Source organism: Halomarina pelagica (assembly GCF_024228315.1).
Classification (GTDB): domain Archaea; phylum Halobacteriota; class Halobacteria; order Halobacteriales; family Haloarculaceae; genus Halomarina; species Halomarina pelagica.
Genome location: NZ_CP100454.1, coordinates 1,800,438 through 1,819,250 on the forward strand (window position 1 = coordinate 1,800,438; position 18,813 = coordinate 1,819,250).

Below are 18,813 nucleotides of genomic sequence, written 5' to 3' on the forward strand. Positions count from 1 at the left end.
ATCGATCGATAAAAACGGGGCGGTCGTGCGGCGGGGTGCTACCGCCACCACTCGCTCCGTTGCTCGCGCGCGGTCGCGTCGCGCCGGAGCGGTTCGGGGAACTCGGACTCCTCGTCGAAGCCGAAGCCCGTCCCGAGCCAGCGGGCGACGTGCCACGCGACCGCGTCGGCGTCGATCCCCGTCAACGTGATCGTGAGGTCCGTGTAGGTCTCCATCGCGCCGTCCCCGTCCGGGTCGGGACCGGAGAGCGTCCCGCAGGAGGCGGGTCCCTCGTGGCACGGCGACCGCTCGGTGAAGCGGATCGCGACGTCGGCGCGCTCGGGCGACGCGACGTACTCGAAGGAGACATTCTCGGGGACGGTCCCGTCGGCCCCGCGGTCGTAGTAGTCGAGCGCGGCGTCGATCTGGCGGCGGACGGCGTCGCGCTCGCTCGCGGGGACGGCGGCGAGGTCGACCGCGACCGAGAGCGTCGTGTGGTTCCACGGGAAGGCGCGCTCGGTGGCGTTCGGCCGCGGGAGCGTCGTGAGTTCCGATCGGGCGGTCATCACCCCCAGGGGCGGGTCGCCGTGATCGAGTCCGAGGATGTGGCCGAACTCGTGTTTCAGCACCTGTACCGTGGAGGCGTCGGAGAAGCCCGTCCGCACCTGCACGCGGACGGGGCGCTCGACGGGACCGCGCGTGACGTGCGGGGCGCACCCGGCGGCGTGCTCCTCGGTGCCGCAGTCGGGGATCTCCTCGACGACGGTGACGACGACGTCCGGGTCGGCGGCGTCGGGGACGAGGCGATAGTCGACGGCGTACCCCGCGTACTCCGCCGCGTGCGCCTCCCAGTAGGCCAGTGCCCGCGAGACGAGCGGCGCGAAGTCGCGGTCCGTGCTCGCGTCGTACCGGAGGGCGACGGTGAGCGTCTCCTCCCCCCACGGGGAGCTGGAGCCGCCGTCCCGCACGGAATCGACCGACGGAACGGGCGGAACCTGCGCCGAACAGCCCGCGAGCAGGACGACGAGCGCGAGGACGAGGGCGCGAACGGTCATGCGTTCGCACCATCGGCGTCCGGAGAGATATACTGTCGGCTATCCGTGTCACGGTGAAGTCGAAGCGCGTGGCTGCGGGCCGTAAGCCCCCTTCTGTTCTATCCGGCATTCGGCTGAGCACCCGCGGCCGTGGTCGGGCTACCTTGTCGCCGCGGGCTTGCACCGGCGAGGGTTCGCCGTTCCATCCGTTCTCTTCCATCGGCGCGAGCGGGCGGAGCCCGCTCGCGCGAACCGCGACGCCTCGGTCGAGCCGTCGCGCGGCCCTCGGTGGGTTAGCTCCCCTTCCTCGCGGTCGGGTTCGCGCACCTCATCGGTCCGGAAGAGGGGTCTCGTTTCTGTTCCAGTGCCGGCGGTCTCCCGCCCCGGGCTTGCGCCCGGTCGCCTGCCCGACCGGTGGGGGGACTTTCCTCGTGCGTCGCACGGGGGCCGGGCACCCGCTGCCACCGCTGGAGGTTGGCGAGTCGGCGGCGTAAGTCGTTCGGTTAGGCCCCGTCGCCGAAGTTCACGAGGGCGGCGTCCCGCTTCGCCCGGGCGACCGCGTCGTCGAGGTCGAACTCGCGGACGATCTTGCCGTCGCGGACGAGCGGGGAGAGCAGCGCCTCACCGTCCGCGGGCGCGGGTTCGTCGGCGCGCCGGACGCGGTGGCCGCCGTCGGGCGTCCGGTAGACCTCCTTCTTCCCGGGGAGCTTCCCTCGCTTGCCCCACGGCTCTCCCTCCACCTCGGAGATGTCGAGCGCGAAGTCCACGGGGTCCGCGTTGCTGACGTAGCCGCCGACGCCGAAGCCGTCCGCCACGTCGCGGAGGTCCGCCAGCGCGTCGGGGTCGAGCCCCCCCGAGAGGAAGATCTCTACGTCCTCGAAGCCCGCCTGATCGAGCCGCCAGCGCACCTCGCGGGCGATGTGGCGGAAGTCGCCCCGCCGGGAGCCGGTCGTGTCGAGGCGCACGCCGTCGAGATCGATCGCCCGGGCGGCGCGCAGCGCCTCGTCCGTCTCGTCGGTGTAGGTGTCACAGAGGGCGATGCGGGGAGTCTTCGGGGGGGCCGCCTCGTCGAACGCCTCCCACGCCCGCTCCTGCTCGCCGGGGCCGAAGCAGATGACGAGCGCGTGGGGCATCGTCCCGCTCGCCTCGCGGCCGAGCAGGTCGCCGGCGGCGACGTGCGAGAAGCCGTCGAAGCCCGCGATCAGCGCCGAGCGCTCCACGACGGCGGCCATCGACGGGTGGACGTGGCGCGCGCCGAACGAGAGCAACCTCGAATCGGGGGCCGCCCGCCGGGCGTCGAGCGCGGCGGTCGCGATGCCGCTCGCGTGCGAGAGGAAGCCGAGGAGGGAGGTCTCGTAGCGCGCGAAGTCGAGGTACTTCCCCTCGATGCGCATGACCGGCCCGCCGTCGAACAGCGTCCCCTCGGGGAGCGCGTCGGCGTCGATCGGGAGGTCGGCGAGCAGGTGGGCGGCGTCCTTCACGCCCGCGAGCAACTCGAAGTCGCCGTCGGGGAACTGGTCCGCCGTCACCTCGGCGACGACGCGCGGGTTCCGGTCGGCCCCCTCCAGCGCGGCGACCGTCCGGTCGAAGTAGGCGTCCGTGGCCCGCCCCTCGCGGATGGCCTCGGACGAGACGATGTCGAACATACCCTTGGTACTCGCGGCGCGTCGAAAAAGGTACGCGATACGCCCCGGAACGGGTCGCGGACTCGCCCGCCCTCGCGAACCTCCCCGAGATCACTCGACGCGGTGGACGTCGTCGAGCGCCCCGCGGGTCGGCGCGTTCACGACGGTCACCGTCTCCCCCTCGCGCGTCACCCGAAAGGCGTCGGCGTAGGGGTCACCCTCGGGGATCACGTAGACGTTCCCGCCCCGGGTCGCGCCGCGGGTGGCGAGCAGGTCGCGGTACCCCCGCGTGAACTCGCGGGCGTCGCGCTCGGTATCCCACTCGATCCGCCAGACGTAGCCCGCCGCGTCGCCGTTGCGGTAGGGGACGAGCCGATCGCCGGCCCACCCCGCAGAGAGCGGGTGCGAGTAGTCGAAGCGCCCGCCGCCCTCGACGACGCCGTTGGCGCGGAACGCCGCGTAGATCGTCGCCTCGCCGAGCGTCGTCCGGGGCGTGTCGCGCTCGAAGCGCGTCCAGCCGTCCGACGAGCGGTCCTCGATGCGAACCTCCACGGGGGCCTCGTCGGGGTACCGGGCGGGGTGGATCACCTGTTCGGTGCTCGCCGGAACGCGGTCGTAGGCGTCGTTCACCGCTGCCCAGCCGCCGCGCTCGCGGAGGGCGTTCACGAACGCCGGCCCCTCGGCGTAGGGCTGGATGAGCGCGAAGTAGGCGTTCGAGGGGACCGTCGACCCGCTGCCGTCGCGATCGGGGCGCGGCAGACAGGACCACTCCGCGCCGCAGCGCGCCTCGTAGGCGTACTCGACGGCGGTGGCGTCGCCCTCGATCAGGCCGTCGCGGGCGAGGCGACCGTCGAAGGTACGCCGGTCGGGACCGAACCCGAGGTGCTGGTCCTGGAGAGCGTGGACGAGTTCGTGGGCGAGCGTCCGCGTGTCGATCGTCGGCGTCGACCCCTCGCTGACGACGACGACGTCCCCACCGGCGTAGTAGCCGGCGACGGACGTCCCGTAGACGGCGTCGAGTTCCTCGCCGACGGTCGCGCGCTCGCCGACGAGGAAGGCCGCCTCCCACACCTGCTCGCGGAACGCGCCGTCGCCGCCGGTCGCGTTCGCCCGCCGGTCGCGGTACTCGGCGCGAGAGACGACGCGCACGTCCACCTCGCGGGTGAACTCGAGCCCGCGGATCGCCTCGACGCGGGCCATCGTCCGGGCGACGACCGCCTCGCGCTCGCTCCGGTTGAGACCGTCGGCCGTCCGCACGGCGATCGGGTCGGTCGCCGCGTAGCCGCCCTCCCACCCGAGGCGGTCGTCGCCGTCCGACCCGATCGGGAGCGGGAGGTTCGGGACCGCACACCCCGCGGTGACGAGGAGGGCGACGAGGACGAGCGCGGCGTCACGACCGGGCGCGGGCGAGGAGGGCGACGAGGACGAGCGCGAGCGCGACGAGCGCGGCGGGCGGTCCGAAGCCGGGACCGCTCGCACCCGACCCGCCGTCGGTGGCGTTAGAGCGGTTCTCCGTCCCGTTCGTCGTTCGGTTTTCCGCCCCGTCTCCGGCCCCGGCCCCGCCGCCCGCCTCGATCGGCTCGACCGTGACGCTCGTGCGGACGCCGGAGAGGTCGTCCACCGTCGGCGCGTTGACGATCGTCACCGTCTTGTTCCGGACGACGAGGTGGACGGCGTCGCCGGAGCCGCCGTCCTCCGGGAGGCGGTAGGTGGCGTTGCCGACGCGCTCGGCGTCGTGGTACTCGAGCAGTTTCCGGTACGCCGCGGCGAACTCGCGGGCGTCGCGCTCGGTGTCCCACGCCGTCTTCCAGACGTAGCCCGTCTCGTTCGTCTCCCGCGACTCGTCGGTCACGTACGGGAGCAGGCGGTCGCCGTCCCAGCCGGCGCTGGCGGGGTGTGAGTAGTTGATCGGGTCGAGCCGGTCGAGGCGGCTGTCGTTGCCGAGGTTGAACGGCTTCGCGTACGGGATCACGACGTTCGTGACGGTGCCGGAGCGCTGGGACGCCTCGTAGCTGGGGTACCAGAGCATCGAGAAGATCCCCGCCTCGCCGAACGCGGCGTGGTCGACGCTCCCCTCCAGGTCGAGCGGTCGCCAGCGGTCGTCGCTGCGGTCCGCGACCGTGACGTTCGTCGGCGCGTCCACCCCGTACTTCTCGGGGTGGATCGTCTGCTCGGTGCTCGCCGGCGGGTTCTCGTAGACCGCGTTGACGGCCGCCCAGCCGCCGCTCTCGTGGATGGCCTTCACGAACGGCGGGCCGTCGCTGTACGGCTGGAACGCGAGGAGGTACATCCCGAAGTTGGCGACGGCGGTGTCGCCCGCGGCGGGCGGGGCCGTCGAGTCTGCGAGGCAGTTCCACTCCGCCTCGCAGCGTCGCTCGTAGAGGTAGTCGACGTAGTTGCCGTCGCCCTCGACGATGCCGTCGAGGGCGTTGTGCGCCTCGCGGGTGGACCCCCGCTGCCAGTCGACGTCGAAGCGCTGGTCCTGCAGGGCGTGGAACAGCTCCTGGGCGAGCGTGATCTCGTCGATGCGCGGGGCGGTGGCGTTCTCGGAGACGAGCACGATGCGCCCGCTTCGCGGGTCGTAGTACCCGCCGATGGTCGCCCCCCGATTGGCCCGCTGGACGGCGAGCGCGTCGGTGGATTCGCCCACCATGTACAGCGCCTCGTACTTCACGTTCTGGTGGAGGCGGTCCGCTCGGCTCACCGGCCCGGCGAGCGTCGCGAGTCGGTCGCGCAACTGCTGTCGGGTGACCACCTCGACGGGGACGCGGCGCTCGAACTCCAGCCGCCGGATCCGTTCGACCCGCGCCATCGACCGCGAGACGACGGCGTCGCGTTCGGTGTCGTTGAACCCGTCGGCCGCCGTCACGGGGATCGACTCGTTGTACCAGTAGCCGTCCTCCCAGCCGAGCGCGTCCGCCGGGGGATCCTCGGGAGGCGCGTCCCCGGGGGGTCCGCTCGCGGGGGCTCCGGCGACGAGAGGGACGACCGCGCCGGTCGCGGCGAGGACGACGAGAACCGCCGCGACGAGCGCGGCCGGGGACTGTCGCATGGGCGGTGTATGGGAGGGGGTGTCAAAAATAAACCGGACCGCGGCCGTCGGAACGGTTTTCCGGCCCGTGAGCCAACCAGTGGCATGGAGTTCGATCCCGATCACGCGGCGGTCGTCGTCGTGGACATGCAGAACGGGTTCTGTCACCCCGACGGGAGCCTCTACGCGCCGGGGAGCGAGGACGCGATCGAACCCGTCTCCCGCCTCGTGGAGCGGGCCCGCGAGGCCGGCGCGCGCGTCGTCTTCACCCGCGACGTCCACCCGCCCGAGCAGTTCGAGGGGAACCACTACTACGACGAGTTCGAGCGCTGGGGCGAGCACGTCGTCGAGGGGACCTGGGAGACCGAAATCGTCGAGGAACTCCCCGTCGAGGCGGACGACCACGTCGTGACGAAGCACACCTACGACGCCTTCTACAACACCGACCTGGAGGGGTGGCTGCGCGCCCACGGGGTCCGCGACCTGCTCATCTGCGGGACGCTCGCGAACGTCTGCGTCCTCCACACCGCCGGGAGCGCCGGCCTGCGCGACTTCCGCCCGGTCGTCGTGGAGGACGCCGTCGGCCACATCGAGGAGGGCCACCGCGAGTACGCGCTCGAACACGCGGACTGGCTCTTCGGCGAGGTCCGGGCGATGGACGAGATCGAGTTCGCTCGCCCCTAGTCAGCCCTGAAACAGCCGGTAGGCCCCCTGTCCCACCGCGACGGGCTTCACCCCGTCGTTCGGCGTCTCGCTCTCGACTGCCACCTGGCTCACCCCGACGCTCCCGCCCGCCCGGATGACCTCGGCGCGGGCGGTCACGTCCCCCGCCGCGCGCCGGAGGTAGTTGACGTTGAGGTTGATGGTGGCGACGCCGCCGGCGATCGGGTCCTCGAGCGAGGGGCGCAGGGCGATGCCGCCGGCCGTATCGATCAGCGTGGCCGCGACGCCACCGTGCATCGTTGGGGGCGACGTGGGATTTGTGAGTTTGTCGTCGTAAGGGACCCGGAGCGTGATGGAGTCGTAGGTGAACTCCTCGACGGTCGTCCCCAGCCACGAGAGGTAGCCGTGTTCCTCCTCGATGTGCCGCTGGACGAACTGCTTGGCCGCGGGCGGGAGTTCCTCGTCCGACATGCGTGTGAGTGGTCCGCGGGCGGGTTTTTGACATCCTCCCCGCCCTGAAGGGCGAGGATTCCTTCGTGGGGCGTCGGGCCGTTCCGTCAGCCCCCGAAGGCAACTTCCTCCCACGAAGGGAGTACCGGGTTCGTGCGCTACACGTCGGCCCTCAAGCGAGGGTATGGCGTATTCGGCGTCCGAGGTGGACGCGGTATCCGCTTGTGCCGTACCCGATACCGCCTGAACCGAGGCGTCCGAATACCGGGCAACCACCCACGGTTGGAACGTGGGTGGACACGGGTCGTGCCATCGACCGTACTCCGCCGACGAGGGCGGAGTGCAACCGCGAACGGGGCGTGGTTTGGTATGCTGTCGCCCCCTCGTGTGCGCGGTCGTTGCCGACCGGCTCCAGTGACGGGTAGGGGTACTGTGAGGACGGCGAACGAATCCGAACCACGTACTCCCCACCGGGGGTGCCGGTGGCGGGCGTGGAACCGTCCGGATCAGCGGGAAGCGACCCCGAGTCTTCCGATTGAGAGTTTACGCGAGTTGTCTTACCGCATGAACCGACGCCGGGCTACTTGATAATGTCGGTTGCGTAGGGGTTGTCGGATTCATCCCCGCGCTCAAGCACGGGGCTTTCTCCTCGATTTTCCGGAAGCAGCGGTTGGCACAAGGGACGGCGTCGCCGTGCAGCCCTCAAGTGGAGATACTCGTCAGCGTTCGCCGTCCTCGGGCACGCGAGTGAGGCCGAGGGTCGCGAAGTCCGAATCGAACGCGAAGACGTGCTCGACGTCGCGCTCCCGGGCCGCGACGGCGGTCAGGTGGTCGACGAACGAGATCTGCTGGTCGTCGTAGCGGGCGAACTGCTCGCAGGTCGCGGCGAACAGTTCGGCCTCCGGGTAGACGACGGTGACGTTCGGCGACTCCCGAACGTGGGCGAGCGCCCGCGTCGCGTCGGCGTGGGTCGCCTTCCGGAGCATGAGCGTCGTCAACTCGCTCAGCGCGTAGCTCGTCACGTAGAGCGGACGGTACGGCAACTCCCCGCGGTGAATCGCCCGCCACGCCGCCAGCGCCTCGTCGTGACGGTTCGCCCGGTCGTACAGGACGGCGAAGATCCCACCCGTGTCGAGAAAGAGCGGCGTCGCTCGGGGCGGAGGGTCCGCGGCGTCGCCGGCGTTCATGGCGACGCGTCGGTTTCGCCGTCGCCGTCCGTTTCGATCGAACCGTAGAGCACGTCGTCGATGTCCTCGACGGCGACCGGATCGCCGCCCGTGACGATCGGCGGGTCCGCGAACAGCGGGTCGTCGGGGTCGAACGCGTCGTCGATCGTCGCGTCCGCGTCGCGCCAGTAGACGACCGTTCGACCCGTCGTCCGCCTGTGGACGTCGCCGCGGTCGTGGAGGGTGGCGAGCTTCTGACGAGCCGCCTCCGTCGAACACCCGAGGATCGTCGCCACGTCGCTCGACGTGATGACCGGTCCCTCGACCTGGTCGAAGACCCGCAGGACGCGAGAGAGCGTGACGGTCTCGGCGTACTGACCCGACTCCGTGCGCGTTCGGTCGCCCATGTCCGTCCGTCCGTTCTCGGGAGGCTTAACCGTATTGGAATAGCCAATAGGTAGTCGGCAGATCGGAGACGGCAGCGAGCCTCGGTGAACGGGAAGCGCCGAGACCGCACGGGAAACTACGGTATCGGGGAAACCGTCACCCGCACCGCTTCCCCCATCTCGAACGTCGCGTCCGGGCAGACGAGCTTCGCGCCGAACGCCTCGTCCCGGGCGCAGAACAGCGAGATCCCGGTGATCGGCGTCCCGTTCGCGCGCACCTCGATCGCGTCCCACCGCACGTCGCGGCCGTTCTCGCCCAGGCGGCCGACGGGGGAGCCCGCGAGCGTCAGCGTCCCGGGGGCGGCGCTCCCCGGGGGGACGAGCGCGCCGCCGCCGTCGTAGTGCGGACAGCCGCCGTCGAGGACGACGCCGTCCCCGCCGGCGATCCCGACGAACCGCTCGCCCGGCGCGGGGTGGGCGGGCGCGTCGAGCACGACGTACGTCCTCCCGACCTCCCGGACGCGGCCGGTGCCGTCCCAGGGGAGGGGGTCGACGGTCGCGCCGACCTCGATGGGGACCGACCCCGCGGCGCGGTAGTGGTTGGCCTCCCGCGGGCGGAAGCCGAGGTGGATGTGGTTGTCGACCCAGGGGGCGAAGAAGCCCGCGCGGACGAGCGTGCCGAGCGGGTCGCCCACCTCGACGCGGTCGCCCGCCGAGACGGACGGCTCGACGTGGAGCATCCGGGCGACGTGCTCGCCCGTATCCACGAGGATCAGGTGGTCCCGCTCGGCGGCGTACGCCTTCGGCGGGGCGCGCACCGCGCGGGTGTCGAGGACCTCGCCGGCGACGGGCGAGGGTGCGTCCGTGGCGCGCTCCCGCCCGTCGCCGGGGTAGAGGTCGATGGCGCAGCCGTGGTCGTGCGCGACGTACGGCGAGTTGTAGAGCGAGAAGCGGCGGTAGCGCGCCAGCACGTCCCCGGCGAGGGTGACCATGGGGAGGAGTACGAGCGCGGCGCTTTAGCCCCGTCGACTCGGAGGGGAGGCATGCGCGTGCGCGTCCTGAGGGGACGAGCGGAGACGGTCGAGGCGGACCGGGCGGTGACGCGGACGCTCTGTGCCGACGCCGCCGAGACGGGCGAGCGGGCGGTGCGGGCGTGGACGCCCCACCGGCAGGTGGCGTTCGGGCGGCGCGACGCGGGCGCGCCGGGGTACGAGCGCGCGAGGGCGGCCGCCGAAGCGCGCGGGTTCGAGGCCCACGTGCGACCCGTCGGCGGGCGGGCGGTCGCCTACACCGGGACGACGGTCGCGTTCGCCCGCGTCGAACCGCTGGATGACCCGCGCGAGGGGCTGGCGGCGCGCTACGACGCGATGACGCGCGACGTGAAGCGCGCGCTCGCGACGCTCGGAGTCGACGCGACGGAGGGCGAACCCCCCGACTCCTTCTGTCCCGGTGCGCACTCCCTGCAGGCGGGGGGGAAGCTGGTGGGGATCGCCCAGCGCGTCCGGCGGGGCGCGGCGCTCACGGCCGGCATCTGCGTCACGGACGACCGGGCGGCCGTCGCGGACGTACTCGACCCGGTGTACGACGCGCTCGGCGTCCCCTTCGACCCGGAGAGCGTCGGGAGCGTCGCCCGCGCGGCGGGACGACCCGTGGAACCGAGGGAGGTGATCGAGGCGCTGGAGGCGGCGCTGGTGGGGGACGGCGCGGCGCGGGTCGAAACGCTCTCGCCCTGAGGCAGGCCGAGCGACCGCTCCGGGTGGGACATCGAACGGGGCCGACCGCTCGATGAGCGAGAACCCGCACGCACGCCGGAGGCGCGCGCAGCGTGGTTCGCAGCCATCGAGCGGGAGGGGGCTTTCGGACCCGTCGTCGGCCACGGCCTCGCCGACTGAATCACCGTCTCTGAACGCTACCTAGCCGAGATACCGGGGACTCACAGCCGCCGTGACGAAGGCGACACCCCAGCTCAGCGCCGCCGACGTGAGACGGGTCCAACCGCGTGTTTCCGGTGCCGTCACGAACCAGAACGGGATAGCGACGAGGGTCGCGCTGACTGTAGGTGAACGATCGATAGGAACGGTCGGTGATCCGAGCAGAATTCGTCATCTGTTAAGAATATACGCGTCCGGCAGGATTAGGAGACCTCCCGTCCGAGAGGGACCATGCTCATCAAGGACGCCACTCTCGCCGACGGGCGCGTGCGCGACGTCCGGATCGAGGGCGGCCGCATCGAGACGGTCGGGCGCAACCTCAACGGCGTGGCCGACGTCGACGCGGCGGGCAGGCTCCTCCTGCCGGGGATGATCGACGTGCACGTCCACTTCCGCCAGCCCGGCTTCCCGCACAAGGAGACGTGGGAGACGGGCAGCAGGAGCGCCGCCGCCGGCGGGGTGACGACGGTCGTGGACCAGCCGAACACCGACCCGCCGACGGTGACCGGCGAGGCGTTCGACGAGAAGGCGACCCTCGCGCGCGCGTCGCTCGTCGACTACGGCGTCAACGGCGGCGTCACGCCCGCCTGGGAGCCGGACTCGCTGTTCGAACGACCGCTGTTCGCGCTCGGCGAGGTGTTCCTCGCCGACTCGACGGGCGACATGGGCATCGGCGCGGACCTGTTCGGCGAGGCCGTCGAGCGCGCGACCGACCGCGGCGTCGGCGTCACCGTCCACGCCGAGGACGCGACGCTGTTCAGCGCGGACGCGCGGGAGCGCGACGACCCCGACGCCTGGAGCGCGTACCGGACGGCCGAGGCAGAGCGCGTCGCCGTCGAGCGCGCCTGCGAGGTCGCCCGCGAGGCGGGCGCGCGGATCCACGTCGCCCACACGAGCACGCCGGAGGGCGTCGACGCGGCCGCGGCCGCGGGCATGACCTGCGAGGTGACGCCCCACCACCTCTTCCTCTCGCGGGACGACTACGACCGCCTCGGCACGCTCGGGCGGATGAACCCGCCGCTGCGGAGCGAGGAGCGCCGGATCGAACTCCTCGAACGCCTCGCCGACGGGGCCGTGGACGTGGTCGCCACCGACCACGCGCCCCACACCCGCGAGGAGAAGGACGCGAGCGTCTGGGACGCGCCGAGCGGCGTCCCCGGCGTCGAGACCGCCCTCCCGCTCCTGCTCGAGGCCGCCCGCCGGGACCTGCTCTCCTACGAGCGCGTCCGGGACGTCACCGCGGCGAACCCCGCCGCGATCTTCGACCTGCCGCGCAAGGGTCGCGTGGAGGCGGGGCGCGACGCCGACCTCGTGCTCGTCGACCCGGACGCCTCCAGGGAGATCCGCGGCGACGACCTCCACTCGAAGTGCGGGTGGACCCCCTTCGAGGGGATGGCCGGGGTCTTCCCCGAGTGGACGATGGTGCGCGGGGAGTTCGTCTACCGGCGCGACGGAGGAGAGCGGTTCGGCGAGGCGATCGGGGAGAACGTGAGAACCCGGGAGCGCGCTACGCGAGCGCGATAACCGCGTCGAGCGTCCCGAGCGCCCCGAGTACCGTCGTCGTCACCGCGACCGCGAGCATCGCGCCCGCCCCCGCCGCGGCGATCCGCGCCATCGCCCGGCGGGAGTCCGCCTCCGTCCAGTCGGTGCCGGTGTCGAGCGTCCGCTGGACCCGCTCGACGGACCGCCCGAGCACGACCGACCCGGACCAGCCGAGCAGGCCGAAGCCGAAGGCCAGCGCCCCGAGCGCGAACGCCCGCGCGCTGGCCGCCGGGAGCGGCGACGAGAGCGCGAACCCGAACGTCGCGAGCGCGCCGAACGCGGCCCCGACGAGGGCGGCCCCGAGGACGAGACGGACGCGCGGACGCGCCCGGGCCGCGAGGCGATCGGGGTCGACGGCCAGCGCGACGGTCGCCACGGCTCAGTCGACCGTCTCGCGCATGCGCGGGTCGAGCGCGTCGCGCATCCCGTCGCCGAGGAGGTTGAACCCGAGCACCGTGATCGCGAGGAACAGGCCGGGGAAGAACGACATCCACCACTGGCCGGTGAGGAGGCCGTTCTCGACTCCCTTCGCGAGCATGATCCCCCACGAGGGGGTGCCGGCCTCCGCCCCGAAGCCGAGGAACGACAGCGCCGCGAGGTCGATGATCGCCAGCCCGAAGTTGAGCGTCGACTGGACGGTGATGGGCGCGAGGCAGTTCGGCAGGACGTGCCGGAACAGCACGCGCGGGTCGGACGCGCCGAGCGCGACCGTGGCGTCCACGTACTCGTCCTCGAGCACCTTGAGCGCGGTCCCGCGGACGACGCGGGCGAACCGCGGCGTGTAGACGAGCGTGAGCGCGAGGACGGCCTTCCAGAGGCCGGCACCGAAGATGGCGACGAGCGCGAGCGCGAGCAGCAGCGAGGGGAACGCGAGGAAGACGTCCATCGTCCGCATGATCACGTTGTCCGCCACGTCGCCGTAGTAGGCGGCGACGATGCCGAGCGTGATGCCGAGCGCGGTCGAGAGACCGACCGTGATCGTTCCGTACTTCATCGCGAGCCACGCCCCGTAGAGGGTGCGCTCGTAGATGTCGCGGGCGGCGACGTCCGTCCCGAAGAGGTACTGAGTGGCCGGGCCGGGACCCATCCACCCCGGCGGGGCCTTGTTCGGGTGCGACCCGAGTCGCGACTGCATGAGCGGAGAGAGGTCGGCCGTGACCAGTTCCCCGAAGAAGGCCGCCGGGGAGCGGGTCAGCAGCGACGGGTCGGGCGCGACCAGCACGAACCGCGCGTAGAGCGCGGTCGCGACTATCGTCAGGATGATCCCCAGGCCGACGACGGCGAGGCGGTTCGAGAGCAGTTCCGAGACGAACGGCGAGGCCAGCAACCGCTCCAGCGGGCCGCGCGTTCGCGTCGTCCGTGTGTCCGTTTCCGTACTCATTGGTCGATCCGCGGGTCGAGGTAGCTGTAGGTGACGTCGACGCCGAGGTTCACGAGCGTGAACAGCAGCGCGAAGACGAGGACGGTCCCCTGCACGAGCGGGTAGTCGGTCGCGCCGATGGCCGAGACGAGGAGCGTGCCGATGCCGCCGATGCCGAACACCGTCTCCGTGAGGACGGCCCCACCGAGGAGCGTCCCGAACTGGATGCCGATAACGGTCACGACCGGGATGAGCGCGTTCTTGAAGCCGTGTTTCATGACCGTGATCTTCGCGCCCTGGCCCTTCGCCCGGGCGGTCCGCATGTAGTCCTGCCGGACGACCTCGAGCATCGACGAGCGCATCATCCGCGAGAGCAGCGCCATGGAGTAGATGCCGATGACCGCCGCGGGCAGGAACAGGTGGTGGGCGGCGGAGACGAACGCGTCGAACCGCCCCAGCAGCAGCGTGTCGACGGTCACCATCCCCGTCAGGGGGAGTTCCGTCCCGAACAGCGTCCACGTCTCGGGAAGGAAGATCGTCGACCCGATGCGGCCGCTCGTCGGGAACCACCCGAGGTAGGTCGCAAAGAGCAGGATGAGCAGCGGGCCGCTCCAGAAGATCGGAATCGAGATGCCCGAGAGCGCCCCGATCCGGGTGAGGTGGTCCGTCAGCGAGTCCTGCTTGACGGCGCTCAGCACGCCGAGCGGGATGCCGAGGACGATGCCGATGAACTGCCCGTAGAGCGCGAGTTCGATGGTGACGGGCAGGCGGTCGACGAGCACCTCGCGAACGGGCGTCCCGCGTGCGATCTGGTAGGACCTGCCGAAGTCGAACTGGGCGGCGTCGAGCAGGAATCTGGCGTACTGGATCCAGATGGGGTCGTTCAGTCCGAGTTCCCGCCTGACCGCCGCGACCTGCGCCTGCGAGGCGCGCTGGCCGGCGATGATCCGGGCGGGGTCGCCGGGTGCGAGGTGCAGGATGGCGAAGACGAGCGTCGCCACTCCGAACAGCACCGGGACGAGCAGCAGCAGCCGCTTGATGACGAATCGCTTCGAGGTCATTGAGTGAGATCTCGTTGGGGAGGGGTTCGCTACTGCTTGAGCTTGACCGTGTTGAGGTACGGTCCGCCGATGGAACTGACCGTGTAGGTGCTCTGATCGACCGCCTCGTTGACGCCGCGGAGCGTCTTCGCGTAGTCGATGAACACCCACGGTGCCTCCTCGTGGGCGAGCTTACCCGCCTGCTGGTAGAGCGTCCGGCGCTTCCCCTCGTCGTAGGTGGTCTGTCCCTTCTCGACGAGCGTCATGTACTCGGGGTTGGCCCACGCGGCGACGTTCAGCGTGTTCATCCCCTTCGTGTCCCAGCTGACCCAGTCCTGGCCGCCGGGGACCTTCGAGTCCTCCACCTGCGGGTGGAGCAGCGCGTAGAAGAAGTTGTCCGGGTCCGCGTTGTCGGTGTACCACCCGAGGAAGCAGGCGTCGTGCTTGCCCTGGCTGGTGAAATCGAGGAACGACGAGAACGTCGAGAACTGGTTGATCTCGACGGTGACGCCCACGTCCGCGAGGTCGGATTTCACCTGCTGGGCCGTCTCGAGCGGCGACGGGTTGTACCCCCGGGGGTTCGAGAACGTCGCCAGCTGGAAGGTGAGACCGTCGCCGAAGCCCGCCTCCTCCAGCAGCTTCTTCGCCTTCTGCTTGTCGTTCGGGTACGGCTTCACGCCGTCGTTGTACCCGAGGACGTTCGGCGGGATGGGCTGGTCGGCCTGCGTGGCGAAGCCCTCGTAGATCTCCTCGACGATGACCTTCGTGTTGACGGCGTAGCTGATCGCCTGCCTGACCTTCTTCTTCCGGAACGGTTCGAACCGGGCCATGTTGAACGCCATGTACCCGACGTTGATGCCGTCCTTCTCCAGCAGCGTCGCGGAGTCGGCGCTCTTGATCTGCTTCGAGGCCTGCGCGCCGATCCCGTCGATGACGTGCGCGTCGCCGTTGACGACCGCCTGCGCGCGCGTCGAGTTCTCCTTGATCCCCCTGAACACGACCTGGTCGACGTGGGGGCCGTCGCCCCAGTACTCGCCGTTCTTTCGGAGCAGGACGCGCTGGTTGCTGTTGTCCATCTGGTCGAACGTGAACGGGCCCGTCCCGACGGGGTTCGCCCCGAGTTGCTGCTGGTCCGAACCCAGTTCCTCGATCTGCTTCTTCGAGAGCACCGAGGAGGCGAACATCGCCAGGTTCCGCAGGAACGGCGCGTACTTCTGCTTCAGTTCGATGGTCAGCGAGCGCTTGCCGTCGGCCGTGACGTCCTTCACCCAGTTTCCGAGCGTGAAGGGACCGTAGGCGGACATCTTCCCGGTGACCGACTCCTTGCCCAGGTAGTACTGGTAGCTGTCGTCGACGAACCGGCGGTAGGTCGCCACGAAGTCGTCGGCGGTGAACTCATCGCCGTTGTGGAAGGTGACGCCCTCGCGGAGCGTGAGCGTGGCCGTCGTCTCCGTCAGTTCGTAGTCGGTCGCCAGCCCGGCCTCGAGCTTCCCGCCGCCGCCGGGGACGAACTGGATGAGCTGGTTGAAGATCTGGTTGGTGACCTTCACGACCTCGCCGCTGGTCGTCTGCTGGGGGTCGTAGTTCGTCGGGTGGTCGCCGCGGGCCCAGATGAGGGTACCGCCGCTGCCGCCGCCACCGCCGTTACCGTTGCCGTCGCCGTCGCCGTTACCGTCGCCACCGTTACCGCCGGCACACCCCGCCAGCGTCGCGGCCGCCGCCGTCGCGCCCGCCGCCTTCAGGAACGTTCTCCGGCCATATTTGTCACCAGTAGGCATACTCACAAGGGTCGCACGGTATTACATAAGGTTACCGAAGACTCCCAAGTCAAATTCAGTCACGGGGAGCGGTTTTCTCTACTATTCGGAGTGATCGTACAGGTGGCAGGCCGCCGGGTGGGGGGCGTCCTGCAGGGTCGGCGAGCGGCGCTCACAGACGCTCGCGAAGCGCTCGCGCAGGAGCGACTCGGCCGCCTCCCAGTCCTCCGCGGCGACGCGCGCAAGCGCCCGCTCGACGGTCGCGCGGTTCTCCCCGGTCAGGTCGTGCTCGAACAGCGCGTCCGCCAGCGCCGCGCCCTCCGGCGCGGAGACGGAACTCGACGCCGAATCCGAGGCGGCCGTCCCGCCGTCGGTCGCCGCGCGCTCGCCGCGTTCAGCCCGGAGCGACGCCACGTCGAGCGTCCGGTCCTCGACGCGCTGGCGGAGGTTCATCACCTCGCGGTAGGCCCCCTGCTCGACGTCGACGTCCTCCGGCGGGATGACCGACGGACAGCGCGTGCGGAAGTGACAGCCCGACGGCGGCGCGACCGGGCTCGGCACGTCGCCCTCCAGGATGACGCGGTCGGTGGCGGCGCGGGGGTCGGGCTCGGGGATCGCGGACAGCAGCGCCCGGGTGTAGGGGTGCTTCGGGTCGTCGAACAGTTCGTCGGTCCCCGCCACCTCGACGACCTCGCCCAGGTACATGACGGCGATGCGGTCGCAGATGTGGCGGACGACGCTCAGGTCGTGGGCGATGAAGAGGTAGGTGAGCCCGAACTCGTCCTGGAGGTCCTCCAGTAGATTCAGGATCTGCGCCTGGACGCTCACGTCGAGCGCCGAGACGGGCTCGTCACAGACGATGAAGTCGGGATCGACGGCCAGCGCGCGGGCGATGCCGACGCGCTGGCGCTGCCCGCCCGACAGCTCGTGGGGGTAGCGATCGCGCTGGCTCGGGTCGAGGCCGACCGCCTCCAGCAACTCCGCGACGCGCTCGCGGCGCGAGCCCTCCTCGGGGAGGCCGTGTATCGTGAGCGGTTCGGCGACGGTCTGGCCGACGGTCATCCGCGGGTCGAGGCTCGACAGCGGGTCCTGGAAGATCATCTGCATGTCCCGCCGACGCTCGCGCAGCTCGCCGCGCGAGAGGTCGCTCAGGTCGTGTCCGGCGAAGACGACCCGTCCCTCGGTGGGGTCGAGCAGGCGGAGGATCGTCCGCCCGGTCGTGGACTTCCCGCAGCCGGACTCGCCGACCAGCCCGAGCGTCTCGCCCTCGTAGACGTCGAGGTCGACGCCGTCGACCGCCTTCACCGCCCGCGCGTCGACGCCGAGCACCTCGTCGAGCAGTCCGTCGGCCCGCGAGAAGTGCTTCTTCAGCCCGCGCACCTCGACGAGGGGGTCGCCCGTCGGGGCGGTCGACTCCGCGCTGATCCCCTCCTCGACGCCGTACTCGTCCGCGTCGAACTCGGGGAGGACGCACTTCGCCCGGTGGTCGACGCCCTCGGGACCGTGCTGGAGGAACGGGATCTCGCCCTCGGTGCACTCGGGCGTCGCCCAGGGACACCGCGGCGCGAAGTGACACCCCTCGGGCAGGTCGATGAGGTCGGGGACGTTCCCCTCGATCGGCGTCAGGCGCTCCGTGTCCTCGCTCGGGATGGACTGGAGCAGCGTGTAGGTGTAGGGGTGGCTGGGGTTCTCGAAGATCTCCTCGACCGGCCCCTCCTCGACGATCTCGCCGGCGTACATGACGGCGACGCGGTCGCACGTCTCCGCGACCACCCCGAGGTCGTGGGTGATCATCAGGACGGACATCCCGAGGTCGTCCTGCAGTTCGTTGATGAGGTCCAGGATCTGCGCCTGGATGGTCACGTCGAGGGCGGTCGTCGGCTCGTCCGCGATGAGCAGTTGCGGACGGCAGGCGAGCGCGATGGCGATGAGCACGCGCTGGCGCATCCCGCCGGAGAACTCGTGGGGGTACTCGTCGACGCGCTGGGCGGGTTCGGGGATCCCCACCTCCGCGAGGAGTTCGATCGCGTTCTCGCGGACCTCCTCGCTCACGCCGCCCCGCGTGAGCACCTCGCGGACGGCGTTGAACCAGGAGTCCCGCTTGCGCCCGCCGTAGCGGTGCAGCTGGAGGCTCTCTGCGACCTGCTCGCCGACCGTCAGCGCGGGGTTGAGCGAGGTCATCGGGTCCTGGAAGATCATCCCCATGTCGCCGCCGCGCACCTCCCGCATGACGCGCTCGGGGGCGGCGGTGAGGTCGACCGACCCCGCCTCGATCCAGACGAACCCCTCCTCGTCCTCGGTGGCGACGCCCGCGGGGTGCTCGCGGGCGATCCGGGCGACCTCGTCCGGGTCGTCGGTCGCCTCGACGTCCGCGGGGGCGGTCCCGGCGTCGACCGTCCCCGCCTCGACGCGGACGTACCCGTCGCGCTCGGGGGTGGCGATCCCCTCCGGGTACCGGCGGGCGAGGCGTCTGACCGTCGAGGGGGCGGAAAAGCGCACCTCGCCGCCCGCGATCCGACCCGGCGAGTCGACGAGGCGCATCGCCGAGAGCGCGGTGACGGACTTCCCGGATCCGCTCTCGCCGACGAGGCCGACGGTCTCGCCCTCGCGGATCGCGAGGTCCACGCCGTCGACCGCCCTGACCGTCCCGCGGTCGGTGTCGAACTGCGTTCGCAGTCCGGAGACAGTGAGTAAATCGGACATAGCCGTCGTTGGCGAGATGTCACTAAATCGTTTGGGGAGTCGCGTCGCGGGACGGTGTCGCAATCGAGACGCCGATCGCCGCCGACCGTCCGCGGGGCCCGGGTGGAGAGCTGAGAGGGGAGAGCGGACACCCTTTTACTCCCGGA

16 protein-coding genes and 1 other RNA gene are annotated in these 18,813 nt (G+C 71.1%); 3 read left to right on the forward strand and 14 right to left on the reverse strand.

Going from position 1 to position 18,813, the window contains the following annotated elements; genetic code table 11:
- Window positions 1–38 precede the first annotated feature (38 nt).
- The 5 genes from NKI68_RS09345 to NKI68_RS09365 all read right to left on the reverse strand — a co-directional run bounded on the left by NKI68_RS09345 (window position 39) and on the right by NKI68_RS09365 (window position 5,690).
- Window positions 39–1,034 carry a matrixin gene (locus NKI68_RS09345; RefSeq protein WP_254542793.1) on the reverse strand — a complete coding sequence of 332 codons (996 nt, stop codon included), beginning with the start codon at window positions 1,032–1,034 and terminating at the stop codon, window positions 39–41.
- A gap of 70 nt (window positions 1,035–1,104) precedes the next feature.
- Window positions 1,105–1,476: RNase P RNA component (rnpB, locus tag NKI68_RS09350), an RNA gene on the reverse strand.
- A 40-nt stretch (window positions 1,477–1,516) separates the two neighbouring features.
- Window positions 1,517–2,659 carry a nicotinate phosphoribosyltransferase gene (locus NKI68_RS09355; RefSeq protein ID WP_254542794.1) on the reverse strand — a complete coding sequence of 381 codons (1,143 nt, stop codon included), beginning with the start codon at window positions 2,657–2,659 and terminating at the stop codon, window positions 1,517–1,519.
- 90 nt (window positions 2,660–2,749) lie between these two features.
- Window positions 2,750–4,117, reverse strand: a complete 1,368-nt coding sequence (locus NKI68_RS09360; protein WP_254542795.1) for an Hvo_1808 family surface protein — start codon at window positions 4,115–4,117, stop codon at window positions 2,750–2,752.
- The gene (locus NKI68_RS09365) at window positions 4,029–5,690 is read right to left on the reverse strand and encodes an Hvo_1808 family surface protein (RefSeq protein WP_254542796.1); all 1,662 of its coding nucleotides are present in this window, start codon (window positions 5,688–5,690) and stop codon (window positions 4,029–4,031) included. The genes NKI68_RS09360 and NKI68_RS09365 overlap by 89 nt, the downstream gene beginning before the upstream one ends.
- 84 nt (window positions 5,691–5,774) lie before the next feature.
- Between NKI68_RS09365 and NKI68_RS09370 the strand changes: the two genes are divergently transcribed.
- Entirely contained in the window at window positions 5,775–6,353 is a 579-nt protein-coding gene (locus NKI68_RS09370; protein WP_254542797.1) for a cysteine hydrolase family protein, read from the forward strand.
- Here NKI68_RS09370 and NKI68_RS09375 read toward each other — a convergent pair whose 3' ends face one another.
- The 4 genes from NKI68_RS09375 to NKI68_RS09390 form a co-directional block, all read right to left on the reverse strand.
- On the reverse strand, window positions 6,354–6,803 hold the full coding sequence (locus NKI68_RS09375) for a PaaI family thioesterase (protein WP_254542798.1): 450 nt from the start codon (window positions 6,801–6,803) through the stop codon (window positions 6,354–6,356). It lies immediately after the preceding gene.
- 698 nt (window positions 6,804–7,501) lie between these two features.
- Entirely contained in the window at window positions 7,502–7,969 is a 468-nt protein-coding gene (locus tag NKI68_RS09380; protein WP_254542799.1) for a type II toxin-antitoxin system VapC family toxin, read from the reverse strand.
- A complete protein-coding gene (locus NKI68_RS09385) occupies window positions 7,966–8,355 on the reverse strand; it encodes a transcriptional regulator (protein ID WP_254542800.1) in 390 nt (129 codons plus the stop codon). Before NKI68_RS09385 ends, NKI68_RS09380 begins: the two co-directional genes overlap by 4 nt.
- 116 nt (window positions 8,356–8,471) lie before the next feature.
- Window positions 8,472–9,326 carry a DUF8155 domain-containing protein gene (locus NKI68_RS09390; RefSeq protein WP_254542801.1) on the reverse strand — a complete coding sequence of 285 codons (855 nt, stop codon included), beginning with the start codon at window positions 9,324–9,326 and terminating at the stop codon, window positions 8,472–8,474.
- A 57-nt stretch (window positions 9,327–9,383) separates the two neighbouring features.
- On the opposite strand from NKI68_RS09390, the gene NKI68_RS09395 reads away from it, so the two are divergent.
- Both NKI68_RS09395 and NKI68_RS09400 read left to right on the forward strand, forming a co-directional pair.
- The gene (locus tag NKI68_RS09395; RefSeq protein ID WP_254546413.1) at window positions 9,384–10,067 is read left to right on the forward strand and encodes a lipoate--protein ligase family protein; all 684 of its coding nucleotides are present in this window, start codon (window positions 9,384–9,386) and stop codon (window positions 10,065–10,067) included.
- Between the two features lie 429 nt (window positions 10,068–10,496).
- A complete protein-coding gene (locus NKI68_RS09400; protein WP_254542802.1) occupies window positions 10,497–11,789 on the forward strand; it encodes a dihydroorotase in 1,293 nt (430 codons plus the stop codon).
- Here the strand turns inward: NKI68_RS09400 and NKI68_RS09405 are convergent.
- The 5 genes from NKI68_RS09405 to NKI68_RS23685 form a co-directional block, all read right to left on the reverse strand.
- Complete coding sequence (locus NKI68_RS09405; RefSeq protein WP_254542803.1) at window positions 11,773–12,183, reverse strand: DUF7268 family protein; 411 nt, start codon at window positions 12,181–12,183, stop codon at window positions 11,773–11,775. The genes NKI68_RS09400 and NKI68_RS09405 overlap by 17 nt on opposite strands.
- A gap of 3 nt (window positions 12,184–12,186) precedes the next feature.
- Window positions 12,187–13,188: an ABC transporter permease gene (locus NKI68_RS09410; RefSeq protein WP_254542804.1), complete on the reverse strand. Its 1,002-nt coding sequence runs from the start codon at window positions 13,186–13,188 to the stop codon at window positions 12,187–12,189.
- The gene (locus tag NKI68_RS09415; protein ID WP_254542805.1) at window positions 13,185–14,228 is read right to left on the reverse strand and encodes an ABC transporter permease; all 1,044 of its coding nucleotides are present in this window, start codon (window positions 14,226–14,228) and stop codon (window positions 13,185–13,187) included. Before NKI68_RS09415 ends, NKI68_RS09410 begins: the two co-directional genes overlap by 4 nt.
- 29 nt (window positions 14,229–14,257) lie before the next feature.
- The gene (locus NKI68_RS09420; protein WP_254542806.1) at window positions 14,258–15,985 is read right to left on the reverse strand and encodes an ABC transporter substrate-binding protein; all 1,728 of its coding nucleotides are present in this window, start codon (window positions 15,983–15,985) and stop codon (window positions 14,258–14,260) included.
- An 81-nt stretch (window positions 15,986–16,066) separates the two neighbouring features.
- Window positions 16,067–18,667, reverse strand: coding sequence for a dipeptide ABC transporter ATP-binding protein (locus tag NKI68_RS23685; RefSeq protein WP_303657476.1), 2,601 nt, complete (start codon window positions 18,665–18,667; stop codon window positions 16,067–16,069).
- Between the last annotated feature and the right edge of the window lie 146 nt (window positions 18,668–18,813).

What these genes read in the sequence shown, in the direction of transcription:
- NKI68_RS09345 (WP_254542793.1), bottom strand. Translation starts at nt 1,034, where the DNA reads ATGACCGTTCGCGCCCTCGTCCTCGCGCTCGTCGTCCTGCTCGCGGGC.
- NKI68_RS09355 (WP_254542794.1), bottom strand. Translation starts at nt 2,659, where the DNA reads ATGTTCGACATCGTCTCGTCCGAGGCCATCCGCGAGGGGCGGGCCACG.
- NKI68_RS09365 (WP_254542796.1), bottom strand. Translation starts at nt 5,690, where the DNA reads ATGCGACAGTCCCCGGCCGCGCTCGTCGCGGCGGTTCTCGTCGTCCTC.
- NKI68_RS09370 (WP_254542797.1), top strand. Translation starts at nt 5,775, where the DNA reads ATGGAGTTCGATCCCGATCACGCGGCGGTCGTCGTCGTGGACATGCAG.
- NKI68_RS09375 (WP_254542798.1), bottom strand. Translation starts at nt 6,803, where the DNA reads ATGTCGGACGAGGAACTCCCGCCCGCGGCCAAGCAGTTCGTCCAGCGG.
- NKI68_RS09380 (WP_254542799.1), bottom strand. Translation starts at nt 7,969, where the DNA reads ATGAACGCCGGCGACGCCGCGGACCCTCCGCCCCGAGCGACGCCGCTC.
- NKI68_RS09385 (WP_254542800.1), bottom strand. Translation starts at nt 8,355, where the DNA reads ATGGGCGACCGAACGCGCACGGAGTCGGGTCAGTACGCCGAGACCGTC.
- NKI68_RS09390 (WP_254542801.1), bottom strand. Translation starts at nt 9,326, where the DNA reads ATGGTCACCCTCGCCGGGGACGTGCTGGCGCGCTACCGCCGCTTCTCG.
- NKI68_RS09400 (WP_254542802.1), top strand. Translation starts at nt 10,497, where the DNA reads ATGCTCATCAAGGACGCCACTCTCGCCGACGGGCGCGTGCGCGACGTC.
- NKI68_RS09410 (WP_254542804.1), bottom strand. Translation starts at nt 13,188, where the DNA reads ATGAGTACGGAAACGGACACACGGACGACGCGAACGCGCGGCCCGCTG.
- NKI68_RS09415 (WP_254542805.1), bottom strand. Translation starts at nt 14,228, where the DNA reads ATGACCTCGAAGCGATTCGTCATCAAGCGGCTGCTGCTGCTCGTCCCG.
- NKI68_RS09420 (WP_254542806.1), bottom strand. Translation starts at nt 15,985, where the DNA reads ATGCCTACTGGTGACAAATATGGCCGGAGAACGTTCCTGAAGGCGGCG.
- NKI68_RS23685 (WP_303657476.1), bottom strand. Translation starts at nt 18,667, where the DNA reads ATGTCCGATTTACTCACTGTCTCCGGACTGCGAACGCAGTTCGACACC.